General features: G+C 72.9%; 11 protein-coding genes. 5 read left to right on the forward strand and 6 right to left on the reverse strand.

What is annotated here, in order from left to right; translation table 11 throughout:
• Window positions 1–76: 76 nt before the first annotated feature.
• The 6 genes from ACQP0U_RS17110 to ACQP0U_RS17135 form a co-directional block, all read right to left on the reverse strand.
• Entirely contained in the window at window positions 77–1,924 is a 1,848-nt protein-coding gene (locus ACQP0U_RS17110) for an IucA/IucC family protein (protein WP_433308191.1), read from the reverse strand.
• Window positions 1,921–2,544, reverse strand: coding sequence for a GNAT family N-acetyltransferase (locus ACQP0U_RS17115; RefSeq protein WP_433308192.1), 624 nt, complete (start codon window positions 2,542–2,544; stop codon window positions 1,921–1,923). The genes ACQP0U_RS17110 and ACQP0U_RS17115 overlap by 4 nt, the downstream gene beginning before the upstream one ends.
• On the reverse strand, window positions 2,541–3,818 hold the full coding sequence (locus ACQP0U_RS17120; protein WP_433320915.1) for a lysine N(6)-hydroxylase/L-ornithine N(5)-oxygenase family protein: 1,278 nt from the start codon (window positions 3,816–3,818) through the stop codon (window positions 2,541–2,543). Before ACQP0U_RS17120 ends, ACQP0U_RS17115 begins: the two co-directional genes overlap by 4 nt.
• A gap of 35 nt (window positions 3,819–3,853) precedes the next feature.
• Complete coding sequence (locus ACQP0U_RS17125; RefSeq protein WP_433308194.1) at window positions 3,854–5,392, reverse strand: pyridoxal phosphate-dependent decarboxylase family protein; 1,539 nt, start codon at window positions 5,390–5,392, stop codon at window positions 3,854–3,856.
• Between the two features lie 98 nt (window positions 5,393–5,490).
• Entirely contained in the window at window positions 5,491–6,351 is an 861-nt protein-coding gene (locus ACQP0U_RS17130; RefSeq protein WP_433308195.1) for a siderophore-interacting protein, read from the reverse strand.
• Between the two features lie 4 nt (window positions 6,352–6,355).
• On the reverse strand, window positions 6,356–7,387 hold the full coding sequence (locus tag ACQP0U_RS17135; RefSeq protein ID WP_433308197.1) for an ABC transporter substrate-binding protein: 1,032 nt from the start codon (window positions 7,385–7,387) through the stop codon (window positions 6,356–6,358).
• A gap of 235 nt (window positions 7,388–7,622) precedes the next feature.
• Here ACQP0U_RS17135 and ACQP0U_RS17140 point away from each other — a divergent pair, with 235 nt between their 5' ends.
• From ACQP0U_RS17140 to ACQP0U_RS17160, 5 genes are all read left to right on the forward strand, one after another.
• The gene (locus ACQP0U_RS17140) at window positions 7,623–8,573 is read left to right on the forward strand and encodes a FecCD family ABC transporter permease (RefSeq protein ID WP_433320918.1); all 951 of its coding nucleotides are present in this window, start codon (window positions 7,623–7,625) and stop codon (window positions 8,571–8,573) included.
• Between the two features lie 76 nt (window positions 8,574–8,649).
• Complete coding sequence (locus ACQP0U_RS17145; protein WP_433308198.1) at window positions 8,650–9,678, forward strand: FecCD family ABC transporter permease; 1,029 nt, start codon at window positions 8,650–8,652, stop codon at window positions 9,676–9,678.
• A gap of 29 nt (window positions 9,679–9,707) precedes the next feature.
• Window positions 9,708–10,520: an ABC transporter ATP-binding protein gene (locus ACQP0U_RS17150; RefSeq protein WP_433308200.1), complete on the forward strand. Its 813-nt coding sequence runs from the start codon at window positions 9,708–9,710 to the stop codon at window positions 10,518–10,520.
• Window positions 10,517–12,568 carry a penicillin acylase family protein gene (locus tag ACQP0U_RS17155; RefSeq protein WP_433308202.1) on the forward strand — a complete coding sequence of 684 codons (2,052 nt, stop codon included), beginning with the start codon at window positions 10,517–10,519 and terminating at the stop codon, window positions 12,566–12,568. The genes ACQP0U_RS17150 and ACQP0U_RS17155 overlap by 4 nt, the downstream gene beginning before the upstream one ends.
• The gene (locus tag ACQP0U_RS17160; protein WP_433308204.1) at window positions 12,558–13,118 is read left to right on the forward strand and encodes a GNAT family N-acetyltransferase; all 561 of its coding nucleotides are present in this window, start codon (window positions 12,558–12,560) and stop codon (window positions 13,116–13,118) included. The genes ACQP0U_RS17155 and ACQP0U_RS17160 overlap by 11 nt, the downstream gene beginning before the upstream one ends.
• Window positions 13,119–13,163: the final 45 nt, after the last annotated feature.

Raw genomic sequence — 13,163 nt, forward strand, 5'->3', positions numbered from 1 at the left:
GCCACCAGCGCCCAGGCCAGCAGCCCGAAGGCGCCTGTCGACGCGACGGGCTCGGACCGCGTCGCCGCGATCGCGGTCAACGGACCGGAGCGTGGGCGGCGAGCGGGTTGGTGAGGGTGCCGACGAACTGGAGGGCCGCCGACGGGTCGGCCAGGTCGATCATCTGCTGGTTGTCGCGCAGTTGCAGCCGGTTGAGGCAGGAGAACGTGAACTCCGGGGCGAACAGGTCGTAGTGGCGGACCCGCTCGGCCAGGTGCGGCACCCGGTCGAAGTAGTCGGCGGCACAGGCCGCGACCGTGCGCCAGAAGTCCTCCTCGGCGAGCACACCGGCCTCGACCAGGACCGCGTTGAGGTGCCGCAGGAAACAGTCGACCACGTCGGTGAAGATGGTCAGCAGCTTGGTGTCGTCGGGCACCTCGACGCGGATCCGCTCCACCGCCGCCGGCAACTCGACCTCGTCGCTCATCACCGCGATCTCCTCGGCGATGTCCTTGAAGATCACCCGCTGGACCGTGTCCTGCTCGTCGAGGACCAGGATCACGTTCTCGCCGTGCGGCATGAAGGCCAGGTCGTGGGCGTAGAAGCTGTGCAGCAGCGGGGTCAGGTAGGCGTCCAGGTAGCGGCGCAGCCACACCTCGGGCGTCAGGCCGGAGCGGGCGATCAGCGCCGCCGCCAGGGAGCCGCCCTCGTCGTCGACGTGCAGCAGCGCGGCCATCGTCGACAGCCGCTCCCCCGGCGCCAGGTCGGGCACCGGGCTCTCCCGCCACAGGGCGGCCAACATCTTGCGGTACGGGGAGGTGCGGTCGGTCGCCGCCTCGTACTGCCGGTGCCGGTAACCCACCGCGGCCCGTTCCCGGATGACCGTCAGGCCGGTGCCGGTCAGCACCTCGTCGGCGGCGATCAGGTCGGCCAGCCAGTCGTTGATCGCCGGGGTGGCCGCCATGTACGCGGCCGACAACCCCCGCATGAAGCCCATGTTCAGCACCGACAACGCGGTCTTGACGTAGTGCCGCCCCGGCTCGCTGACGTTGAAGAAGGTGCGGATGGACTGCTGGGCGAGGTACACGTCCGGCCCGGGGCCGAGGTGCACCAGCCGGCGCGCGGCCAGCTCCCCGGCGAAGGTGACAGCCAGCTTGTTCCACCACTGCCACGGGTGCGCCGGGATCAGGTGGTAGTCGGCGAGGTCCAGCCCGAGATCGGCCATCGTGGCCGCGAACCGGGCCCGGGTCTCGGCGTCCAGCTCGCCCTCAACGAGTGTGTCGTAGTCGAGGTCGGCGGCGCTGCTGAACGTCGAGTGGTCCCGGTGCGCGGCCAGCCACTCCAGCCGCACCGGCGCGGCGGCCTCCGGGGCGTACCTGTGGTACTCGTCGACGCCGAAGCCGAGCCGGCCGTTGTTCGCCACGAAGCAGGGGTGGCCCTCGGTCATCGAGGTCTCGATGGTCTGGAAGTCCGCCTCGGCCAGCTCGGCGGCGCTCGGCGCGGCCTGGGCCAGCTTGTACGCCGTACCCGCAAGCGTCGAGGTGATCTCCTCCAGGTAGACCGGGAGCACCCGCGCGGAGAGCCCGAGGGTGTCGCGCAGTTCGACGATGAGGTCCACCGCGTCCGGTGCGAGGGACGTGCCGTCGCGGTGCCGGGTGATGCTGTCCGCGTCGATCTGCCAGTGCGCCAGGGCGAGCACCCGCGCCGCGAAACGGTAGGTGACGGTGCCGTCGTCGCTGCGGATCTCGTACCACTGCCGATCGTCGGGGCCGGACACGGCGTCCGGGGTGAGCAGCCGCTCGTGGGTGAACTCGGCGAGCGCCTTGCGGACTAGCAGCCGGTTGGCCCGGGCCCAACGCTGCGGGGTGAGGTGCCCGACCGGGTCGCCGGAGGCGGGGTACGCGGTGGCGACGGGCGGGTGGGTGGGGACGGCGGTGGTGGTCACGCCGGGGCTCCTTCGGTTCGGGTGGCGGCAGCACGGTCGGTGCCGGCGCGGTCGGCAGCGGCCTGGTCAGCGGCGGCCTGGAACTGGGCTCGGGTGCAGACGCTGAGCAGCGCGTCCTTCTCGGGCTTGGCGATCGGGCCGACGACAGTGAAGCCGACCGCGGCGTTCAGCGCGTGCACGGCGGTGTTGCGCACGTCCGGTTCGACCACCACCCGTCGGGTCGTCGGGTCGTCGAAGAGCCACGCCATCACGGTGCCGATGACCGCCCGGGTGAAGCCGTGCACGGGCGTGTCGACAGGCGCGCAGAGGAAGTGCATGCCCACGTCGCCGGGCTGGTGGTCGTACAGGCCGACCAACTCGACATGGGCCGGGTCGTAGCGCTCGGCGAGGAAGGCGGGACTCCCCCGCCACAGCCCGAGGTACGCGTCGTGGTGCGGGTGCTCGGCGATCCGCCGGTACTCCTCGGTCACCTGGGCCAGGTCGGCGTCCTGCATCATCCAGAACGCGGCCTTCGGGTGGGTCACCCAGGTGTGCAGCAGCGCCGCGTCGGCGTCCGGGTCGAGGGTCCGCAGCGCGAACTCACCGAGCCCTTCGTCGGCGTGGGTGAAGACGGTGCTCACGAGGACACCCCGAACTCCTGGAAGGTGATGCTCTTCTCGATCGGGTAGTGCTCCCGGCCGAGCAGCTCGCTGATGATCCAGGAGTTGCGGTAGGCGCCCATGCCCAGGTCCGGTGAGGTGATGCTGTGCGTGTGGGTGCCCGCGTTCTGCAGGAAGATGCCCCGCCCACTGTGGTCGATGCTGTAGTTGCGGGCCACGTCGAAGCGGCCGTGCGCGTCCCAGCGGATCCGGTCGCGCACCGGCGCGAGGAACTCCGGCACCCGGTAGTGGTAGCCGGTGGCCAGCACCAACCCCTCGGTACGCAGAGCGAAGTCACGCTCCTGCTCCACCTGACGCAACCCCAGCGTGTACTCGCCGTCCTGGTGCGCGGCGCTGACCAGCTCGGTGTTGGTGAGCAGGCGGGTGTTCACCGGCCCGTTCACGCTGTGCGCGTAGAGCAGGTCGAAGATGTCGTTGATCAGGTCGGCGTTGATCCCCTTGAACAGGCCCTTCTGCTCGGACTCCAGCCGGTAGCGGGTCGCCTCGGGCAGCTCGTGGAAGTAGTCCACGTAGTCCGGTGAGGTCATCTCCAGGGTCAGCTTGGTGTATTCGAGCGGGAAGAACCGCGGCGACCGGGTCACCCAGTTGAGCTGGTAGCCGTACCTGTCGATGTCACCGAGCAGGTCGTGGTAGATCTCGGCGGCGCTCTGCCCGCTGCCCACCACTGTGATGCTGCGCTTGGTGCGCAGCGCCGCGCGGTGCTCCAGGTAGTGGGAGTTGTGCACGGCGTCGCCGGGCAGCTCGGCGACGGCCGGGGGCAGGTGCGGCGGGGTGCCGGTGCCGAGCACCAGGTGCCGGGCGCGGTACTCGACGGTCTCCCCCGTGCCGGTGCTGGCGCGTACCACGTACCGCTCGTCGGCGGCGTCGTACTCCACTGTGGTCACGGTCTGGCCGAAGCGCAGGTTCGGCAGTTTCGCCGCCGCCCACCGGCAGTACGCGTCGTACTCGCTGCGCAGCGGGTAGAAGCTCTCCCGGATGTAGAACGGGTAGAGGCGGCCGATCTCCTTCAGGTAGTTGAGGAAGGAGTACGGCGACGTCGGGTCGGCGAGGCTGACCAGGTCGGCGATGAACGGGGTCTGCAACCGGGCTGACTCCAGCAGCATGCCCGGGTGCCAGGCGAGGCTCGGTCGCGCCTCCAGGAACACCCCGTCGAGCTCGTCGATCGGCGCGGTGAGGCAGGCCAGGCCCAGGTTGTACGGGCCCAACCCGATGGCGATGAAGTCGTGGGTGGACATCGGGGTCTCCAGGCGCGGGTTCGTGGTCACCGGCGTCAGCCGACGGGGCAGGTCAGGTCGGCGTCGACGTGGTCGTGCACGTACCGGCCGGCGTGGGTGGCGATCAGGTCGAGCACGTACCCGACGTCCTCGACGGTGGTGGCCGGGTTGAGCAGGGTGAACTTCAGGAAGTGCCGGCCGTCCACCCGGGTACCGGCGACCACGGCGAGACCGGACGCCGCGAGGGCCTCCCGGGCGTGCAGGTTGGCGGCGTCGGCCAGCTCCCGGCCGGGGCCCGTGGGCAGGTAGCGGAACACCACTGTGCTCAGCTCGGAGCGCGTCACCACCTCGAAGCGTGGGTCCTCGCTGACCAGTTGCCAGGCGTCGGCGGCCCGGTCGACGACCTCGTCGAAGAGTGCGCCGAGCGCGTCCGGGCCCATCACCCGCAGGGTGAGCCAGAGCTTCAGCGCGTCGAAGCGGCGGGTGGTCTGCAAGCTCTTGTCGACCTGGTTGGGGATGCGCTGCTCCACCATCCGGGCCGGGTTGAGGTAGTCGGCGTGGTAGGTGACGTGCCGCAGCGTCCGCCGGTCGCGGACCAGCAGCGCGCTGGAGCTGACCGGCTGGAAGAACGACTTGTGGAAGTCGACGGTCACCGAGTCGGCGCGCTCGATGCCGTCGAGCAGGTGCCGGCGCGTCGGCGAGACGAGCAGCCCGCAGCCGTACGCGGCGTCCACGTGCAGCCAGACGCCGGCTGCCGCGCAGATCCCGGCCAGGTCCGTCAGCGGGTCGATCGAGCCGAAGTCGGTGGTGCCGGCGGTGCCGACGACTGCCATGACCACCAGCCCGGCCTGGCGGCAGCGCGCGATCTCCTCACGGACGGCGGCCGGTCGGATCCGTCGCCGGGCGTCGGTGGGCACCGCGATCACCGCGTCCGGGGCGAGGCCGAGCAGCTTGGCCGACTTCTGCACGCTGAAGTGACCGGCGGCGGAGGTGAGGACGCGCAGCCGTGGCAGCAGCTCGGCGCGCTCCGCCGGGCCGATGGCGTCGACACACGCCTCCTCCCGGGCCAGCAGCAGCGCCTGGAGGTTGGACTGGCTGCCGCCGCTGGTGAAGATGCCGTCCGCGCAAGGGCCGAGGCCGATCCGTTCGGCCGTCCAGTTGATCAGCCGGCGCTCGATGAGGGTGGCTCCGGCGCTCTGGTCCCAGGTGTCCAGTGAGGAGTTCACGGCGGTGAGCACCGCCTCGCCGAGCAGCGCCGGGATGGCCACCGGGCAGTTGAGGTGGGCCAGGTAGCGGGGGTGGTGGAACCAGACCGCGTCGCGCAGGTAGACGTTCTCCAGCTCGTCCAGTGCGGCGCCCGCGTCGCCCAGCGGACGGTCCAGGTCCACCCGGTCGACCAGGGGGGCCAACTCGGCCGGCGTGATCCCGGTGCCGGGACGGTCCACGGTGGCCACCCGGCGGGCGACCCGGTCGACGCCGTCGGCGATCGTCCGGCGGTACTGCTCGACCGAGCCGCCATGCAGCAGCTGGGCCCGCGCGGCGGTTGACGCCGGTGGCGGCGTGGTGGTCTCGACGGGGTACGTCGGCACGGTCACGGAATGTCCTTCCACGTTCTCGACGAGGGGCAGCCGGAACCATCCCCGGCGCGGCGGTGCGCCTCGGGGCAGTGCTGCCGATCGGTTGGGGTCGTCAGTCAGGCGGTGGCGCCGGCCAGCGCCTCGGCACGCAGATCCTCTTCGGACAGCCCGCGTCGCCAGTAGCCGGCGAAGGTGACCCTTCGACGGTCCAGGCCACGCTCGTCGACGAGGTGCCGGCGCAGCGCCCGCACCACACCGGATTCGCCGGCGATCCAGGCGTACGAGGTGCCGCCGATGGGGAGCCGGGCGGCGCGGATGGAACTGACCAGCAGGTCGCTGCCGGGCGGGGTGCTGCCCCGCACGATCCACCTGATCTCGGCGTCCGCGGCGGTGGGCAGGTCCGTGATGTCGGCGGCGTCGGGCACCTCGATCCAGGCGCGGACCCGGGTGCCGGCGGGCAACCAGGCCAGGATGCTCTCGGTGGCCGGCAGCGCGGTCTCGTCGGCGGCGAGCAGCACGAGGTCAGTGCCGTCCGGTGGGCGGAAGCAGACGCTGCGGTTGTCGGGCACCGCCGGGCCGAGCAGCACCACCCGGTCGCCGGGGCCGGCGAGGGCCGCCCAGCGGGAGGCGGGGCCGGTGTCGCCGTGGCTGACGAAGTCGATGTCGACAGCGGTGTCGGCCGGGCGGTGCTCCCGGATGGTGTACGAGCGCATCACCGCGCGGACGTCCGCCGGCAGTGCCCGCCATCCGCCGAACCAGTCCTCGCCCTGCTCGACCGGGACCACCGGGGCGTCCTGCCCGGGGTGCGGCAGGAACAGCGAGACGCTCTGGTCCCGCCCGCCACCGGCGAAGTGGGCCAGCTCGGCGCCACCGAAGGTGACCCGGATCAGCGAGGCGCCGACCCGGCGGGCCCGGACGACGTGCGCGGCGTAGAAGCGGTACTGCGGGGCGGTCGGTGCGGCGGCGCTCGTACTCATGGCGTCAGCTGACCTTCTTCGCGTTCCGGATGGCGGTGGCGAGGTTCTCCAGCAGTGGCGCGGAGCCGGCGTACGAGAAGCGGGGTACCGCGTCCCACGGGCTCACCTGGTTGGCAGTGACCGCCGGCAGTTGCTGCCAGGTCGGCTTGGCGGTCAGGTCCTTGGCCTGCAGTGCGGTGCTGCGGTTGTCCAGCAGGATCAGGTCGGCCGGGAACTTGCCGGCGCTCTCCCAGCTCAGCGCCTCGAAGTAGTCGCCGGCCTCGAGCTTGGTGGGGACCACGATGTCGACGCCCAACTCGGCGAAGTACATCAGGTCGGTGCTGACCTTCGGGTTGGAGACGTAGAAGAGGTCGGGGCTGCCGGAGCAGGCCATCACCTTGATCCCCGGGTTGGCCTTGACCGCCTGCCGGACCGCCTCGGAAGCGGCGTCGAAGCGGGCCTTCGCGTCGGTGACCTTCTTCGCGGACAGGTCCGCGCCGAGCGACTCGGCCAGCGCCGCGTACCGCTCGATGGGCTTCGTCATCGGCACCCGGGCGGTGGTGATCGCCACACTCGGCGCCAGCGGGAGGATCTTGGCCTTGCTCTCGTCCGGCACGTACCAGAGCGCGTCCGGGTCGTACATGTGGGTGACGAGCAGTTCGGGGCGCAGGGCCGCGTACTTCTCCAGGCTGAACTCGCCCCACACGTTGCCGAGGATCTCGACGCCCTCGACGTTCAGGTCGCCGGCCTGCGGTTCGGCCGTGCCATCGGCGCGCTTGGTCTCACCGAACACGCCCACGAGCTGCTTGTCGAGACCGAAATCGATCAGCGCCGCCGCGACGCCGGTGAAGGCCACCACGCGGTTCGGGCGGGCCGGGACCTCGACCTTTGTGCCGCGGTCATCGGTGAACGACCAGGGGCCACTTCCGTTGCCGGCGGCGGGTTTCGCGGCGTCGTCCTTGCCACAGGCGGCGAGCAGGGTGGCCAGCGTGGCAGCGCCACCGGCGGCCAGCAGGCCACGGCGGGAGAGGCGGCGGGCGGACAGGGCTTCGGGCATGGTGTTGTCTTTCGATCAAGGGTTGGCCGGGGTCGACCAGGGCAGCGGGGTTAGGTTAGCCTAACCTCGGTCATTGTCAACAGCGGTTCGCCGTGTCGCCACCACCCCGGAGCCCACACTGGACGCCACACCCACCGTCACCCGACCGGCACCGCCCGTGCCGACCAGGGAAACGGCAGCACATCCGAGCCGGCGTGGCCGTCGGGCGGCCCGCGCCGCCGGACTGGTCACCGCCGTGGCACTGCTCGCGGTGATCGTGGTGCTCAGCATCGCGGTCGGCGCGAAGGCCATGCCGCTCGCCGACGTCTGGTCCGGGTTGCTGCACCGCGACGCCACCGAGTACGCGGTGGTCCACCGGATGCGCCTGCCCCGCACCCTGCTCGGGCTGCTCGCCGGCGCCGCCCTCGGTGTGGCCGGCGCGGTCATGCAGGCCCTCACCCGCAACCCGCTCGCCGACCCCGGGCTGCTCGGCATCAACGCCGGCGCCTCCGCGGCCGTCGCCACCGCCGCCGCCTTCCTGGGCGTCACCGCCGTCGGCGGGTACGTCTGGTTCGCGCTGCTCGGCGCGGCGGCGGTGACCGCGCTCGTCTACGCCGTCGGCGGCGGACGCGGCGCCACCCCGGCCCGACTCGCGCTGGCCGGGGCGGCGCTCAACGCCACCCTCTACTCCTACGTGAGCGCGGTGATGCTGCTCGACACCGCCTCGCTGGAGCGGCTCCGGTTCTGGACGGTCGGCTCACTGGCCAGCGCGGACGCCGCGACCGTGACCCGGGTGCTGCCGTTCATCCTGGTCGGGCTGCTGGTCGCGCTCGGTGCGGCCCGCCCGCTGAACGCGCTCGCGCTCGGCGACGACGCGGCGCGAGCCCTCGGCGCCCGACCCGCGCTGATCCGCGCCGCCGTGATCGTCGCGGTGACCCTGCTCTGCGGCGCGGCGACCGCCGCGTGTGGCCCGATCGTCTTCGTCGGGCTGCTGGTGCCGCACCTGGTCCGTGCCCTGACCGGCCCGGACCTGCGCTGGCTGCTGCCGTACTGCGCGGTGCTCGCGCCCGCGCTGCTGCTCGGCGCGGACGTGCTCGGCCGGGTGCTGGGTCGGCCCGGAGAACTCCAGGTCGGCATGGTGACAGCCGTGCTGGGCGGCCCGCTCTTCCTGTGGCTGGTCACCCGCCGACGGGTGGCCCAACCGTGAGCGAGTGGAGCGAGCGAACCAGCAGGCTCAGGATTGTGGCGCGTCGCGCCAGCGGCGAGGGAAGCGGAGTGATGGCGTGACGGTCCTGCGTACACCCGGGGGGTTGTCGCTGCGGTTCCGCCCTCGCGCGTTGGGCGTCGGCGTCGGCGCGGCGGTGCTCGCGGCCGGGTTCGGCCTGGTGGCCCTGGGCAGCGGCGACTACCCGATGGGCTCGGCCGACGTGCTGCGCACGCTGACCGGCGGTGGCACAGTGGCGGAGCAGTTCATCGTGTACGAGCTGCGCCTGCCCCGGCTGGTCACCGCCCTGCTTGTCGGTGCGGCGCTGGCCCTCGCCGGCACGGTGTTCCAGTCGCTGGTCCGCAACCCGCTGGGCAGCCCGGACATCCTCGGCTTCACCCAGGGCGCGTCGACGGGGGCGCTGGTGGTGGTCGTCCTCGGCGGCAGCAGCCTGGCCCTCGCCGGCGCGGCGGTCGTCGGTGGGCTCGGCACCGGCCTGCTGATCTACGCGCTCGCCTGGAGGCGTGGAGTGCACGGCTACCGGCTCATCCTGGTCGGCATCGGGGTGGCCGCGATCCTGACCGGCGTCAACGGCTACCTGCTGACCCGGGCGCCCCTGATGGACGCCGCCCGCGCGGTGCTCTGGCTCACCGGCAGCCTGGACGGACGGGGTTGGGCCAACGCCGGGCCGCTACTCGTCGTCCTGGTCGTGTTGGCGCCGCTGGTGCTCGTCGGCTGCGCCCCGGCGCTGCGGATGATGGAGCTGGGCGACGACGCGGCCAGTGCCCTGGGCGTCCCGGTACGCCGGCTGCGCCTGGTGCTGCTCGCCGCCGCCGTACTGCTGGTCTCGTTCGCGGCGGCCGCCGCCGGGCCGGTGTCCTTCGTGGCGCTCGTCGCCCCACACGTGGCGAAACGTCTGACCCGGGCACCGGGCCCGAACCTGTTGCCGTCGATGGCCGTCGGCGCGGCGCTGCTGGCCGGGGCCGATCTGCTGGCCCAACGCGCGTTCGCCGGGCACCAACTACCGGTCGGCGTGGTGACCGGCGTGATCGGCGGCGGTTACCTTGTCTGGCTGCTGGCGATGGAACGTCGGGCGGGCCGGCTGTGAACACTCGTGACCCCCTCGAAGGAGCACCCATGCCACCCGGCGATTCCCGGCTCGGCGGTACCGCGCTGACCCTCGCCTACGACCAGCGCACCATCGCCGAGAACCTGACCGTGGCGGTGCCCGACAGGTCCTTCACGGTGATCATCGGCCCGAACGCGTGCGGCAAGTCGACGCTGCTGCGCGCGCTGTCCCGGATGCTGCGCCCCAGCGCCGGCGCGGTGCTGCTGGACGGGCGGGACATTCACGACCTGCCGGCGCGCAAGGTGGCCCGTACGCTCGGTCTGCTGCCGCAGTCGTCGATCGCACCGGACGGCATCAGCGTCGCCGAACTGGTCGCCCGGGGGCGCTACCCCCACCAGGGGCTGCTGCGGCAGTGGTCGCGCGAGGACGAACGGGTCGTCGAGGAGTCGATGGCCGCGACAGGAGTCGACGACCTCGCCGACCGACCGGTGGACGAGCTGTCCGGCGGGCAGCGGCAGCGGGTCTGGATCGCCATGGCGCTCGCCCAGCAGACGCCCCTGCTGCTGCTCGACGAGCCGACCACGTACCTCGACATCGCCCACCAGATCGAGATCCTGGACCTCTGCGCCCGACTGCACGAGGAGCAGGGCCGCACGCTCGTCGCGGTGCTGCACGACCTGAACCACGCCGCCCGCTACGCCACCCACCTGATCGCCATGCGCGACGGACGCGTGGTGGCCGCCGGAGAGCCGGCGTCGGTGGTCACCGCCGACCTGGTGGCGGAGGTGTTCGGGCTGCCCTGCCGGGTCATCGACGACCCGGAGACCGGCACCCCGCTGGTCGTCCCGGCGGCCCGCCGCCGCGTGGCCGAGCCGGCATGAGCACCCGGCGGTTCCGTGACCCGTGGGGGGTGCCGCATCTGCGGGCCGACGACCCGCTCGCGTTGGCGGCGGCGCAGGGCAGGGTGACCGCGTACGACCGGGCCTGGCAGATCGAGGTGGAACGGCACCGCGCCAAGGGCACCAGCGCGGCGTTCCTCGGCGCGGACGCGCTCGGCTGGGACCGGTTCGTCCGGCAGGTCCGGCTCGACGACACCGCGCGCCGCTGCCACGCCGCCCTCGACCCGGCGACCGCCGAGTGGGTGGGCGCCTACGTGGACGGTGTCAACGCCGGTCTCGCCGCCGGGGCGGACCGGTCGCCGGAGTTCGCCACCACCGGGCTGCGCCCGGGCCGGTGGGAACCGTGGACACCGCTCGCGGTCTGGTTGGGCCACCACATCCTGTTCGCGGGGTTCCCCGGCAAGCTCTGGCGCGAGCACGTGGCCCAGCAACTCGGGCCGGACGCGGTGGACCTGTTCGCCACCGACGGCCCGGCCGTCGCCGGCAGCAACGGGTGGCTGCTCGCCGCCGGGCGCACCGGCACCGGGGCCGCGCTGCTCGCCGGCGACCCCCACCGGTTCCTTGAGGATCCGGGCGTCTACCAGCAGATCCGGCTGGCCTGCCCGGAGTACGACGTGGTCGGGCTGGCGGTGCCGGGCGTGCCGGGCATCGCGCACTTCGGGCACACCGGCGCGGTGGCCTGGGCGATCACCAACGCGATGGCCGACTACCAGGACGTCTACGCGGAACGGCTGCGCCGCGACGGCCCCCGGGTGCAGGCGCTCGGCCCGGACGGCTGGCGACCGGTGCACCGCCACGTCGAGACGATCGAGGTGGCCGGGGCCGACCCGGTCGAGGTCGAGGTGGTGGAGACCGACCGTGGTCCGGTGATCGCCGGTGGACCGGACGACGGGACGGCCGTCAGCCTGCGCTACCCGCCCCGGGTCCGGGGTGACCTCGGTTTCGCGACGCTGCCCGAGCTGCTGCGCGCCCGCACCGTGGCCGACGTGGACCACGCGCTGCGGCACTGGGTGGAACCGGTCAACGTGGTGCAGGCCGCGGACACCGCCGGAGGGCTGCTGCACCGGGTCGCCGGGGCGGTGCCGGTTCGGCACGTGGAGAACGGCCGGCGGGTGGTCCCCGGGTGGGACGCCGCGCACGCCTGGCGGGGTTGGCACGCGCCGATGCCCCGCGCCGAGGTGGTCGGTCGGGCGGTGATGGCCAACGAACGCGGGCTGGCGGCGCCGTTCGGGGTGGAGTTCGCCCCGCCGCACCGGGCGCACCGCATCGCCGAGCTGCTCGACGCACGTTCGGCCTGGACGGCGGACGGGATGGCCTCGGTGCACACCGACACGTACCTGGGCGCGGCCGGACCACTGTTGGCGGTGCTCGCCGAGTCGACGGGGCTCGGGCCGGCCGCCGCCGCGCTGCGCGAACGGCTGCTGCGCTGGGATCGCCGGATGGCCGCCGACAGCACTGACGCGGCGGCCTACGCCATCCTGCGGGCGGCTGTCGTACGCCGGATCGCCACCCACCCGGCGCTGGCCGCGCTGGCCGAGCCGCCCGCGTACCCCGAGGTGTTCGCGCCCTGGCTGGCGCTGACACCGCGGGTCGGTTACGCGCTCGAGCACCTGCTCGGCGGGACGCTGCCCGGTGTGGACATCACCGCGCTGGTCCGGGCGGCGGCCGAGGAGGTCGCCGACGCGACGGCCGAGCCCGCGCCCTGGGGGGACCTGCACCGGCTGGCGTCGTGGCGGGCCCTGCCCGACCCGGACGCCGGGCCCGGCCCCCGGCTCGACGGTGACCACGACTGCGTGTTGGCCACCTCCAGCGTGCCCGGGGTCACCCACTGGTGTTTCCGGGGGCCGGCGGCGCGCTTCGTCTGGGATCTGGCCCACCGCGCGGACAGCCGATGGGTGGTCCCGCTGGGCGCCTGCGGGGTGCCCGGCGACCCGCACCACGACGACCAGAGCGTCGCCTGGTTGGCCGGTCAGTTGCTACCTGTCGTGACCGACTGGGACCGCCTCGTTGAGGAGCCAGATGAACACTGATCAGCAGCACTACCGCAGCGACGTCACCGGGTTCGGGGTGGTCACCATCCGCCCCGTGCGACCGGACCACGACGTCGACCTGTTGCACGGCTGGGTCACCCAGGAGCGCGCCCGCTTCTGGGGGATGCGGGAGGCGAGCCGCGAACGGGTGCACGAGATCTACGCGTACCTGGACTCGCTGAGCACCCATCACGCGTACCTGGTGCACCGCGACGGCGTGCCGGCCGCACTGGCCCAGACCTACCAGCCCGAGGCCGACCCGGTCGGCGAGTGCTACGACGTACGCCCCGGCGACATCGGCGTCCACCTGCTCATCGGGCCACCGGTGACGGTCGAGCGCGGGTTCACCGGCGCGCTGTTCGGCGCGATCCTCGACTTCGTCCTCGCCGATCCCCGCCGGCTGCGGGTCGTGATGGAACCCGACGCCCGCAACGGCCGGGCCGTCGCCCGGTTGCTGCGCACCGGGTTCCGGCTCGGGCCGCTGATCGACCTGCCGGAGAAACAGGCCCGTCTGCTCTTCCTGGACCGACCGGCGACGACGACGGCCTGACGGCCGGCACCGCACCGGTCGTCAACGGCTGACGCCCCGTACCGG

This window comes from Micromonospora sp. CA-269861 (assembly GCF_050948505.1).
In the GTDB taxonomy this organism is placed as follows: domain Bacteria; phylum Actinomycetota; class Actinomycetes; order Mycobacteriales; family Micromonosporaceae; genus Micromonospora.

What these genes read in the sequence shown, in the direction of transcription:
- ACQP0U_RS17155 (WP_433308202.1), top strand. Translation starts at nt 10,517, where the DNA reads ATGAGCACCCGGCGGTTCCGTGACCCGTGGGGGGTGCCGCATCTGCGG.
- ACQP0U_RS17135 (WP_433308197.1), bottom strand. Translation starts at nt 7,387, where the DNA reads ATGCCCGAAGCCCTGTCCGCCCGCCGCCTCTCCCGCCGTGGCCTGCTG.
- ACQP0U_RS17130 (WP_433308195.1), bottom strand. Translation starts at nt 6,351, where the DNA reads ATGAGTACGAGCGCCGCCGCACCGACCGCCCCGCAGTACCGCTTCTAC.
- ACQP0U_RS17120 (WP_433320915.1), bottom strand. Translation starts at nt 3,818, where the DNA reads ATGTCCACCCACGACTTCATCGCCATCGGGTTGGGCCCGTACAACCTG.
- ACQP0U_RS17150 (WP_433308200.1), top strand. Translation starts at nt 9,708, where the DNA reads ATGCCACCCGGCGATTCCCGGCTCGGCGGTACCGCGCTGACCCTCGCC.
- ACQP0U_RS17160 (WP_433308204.1), top strand. Translation starts at nt 12,558, where the DNA reads ATGAACACTGATCAGCAGCACTACCGCAGCGACGTCACCGGGTTCGGG.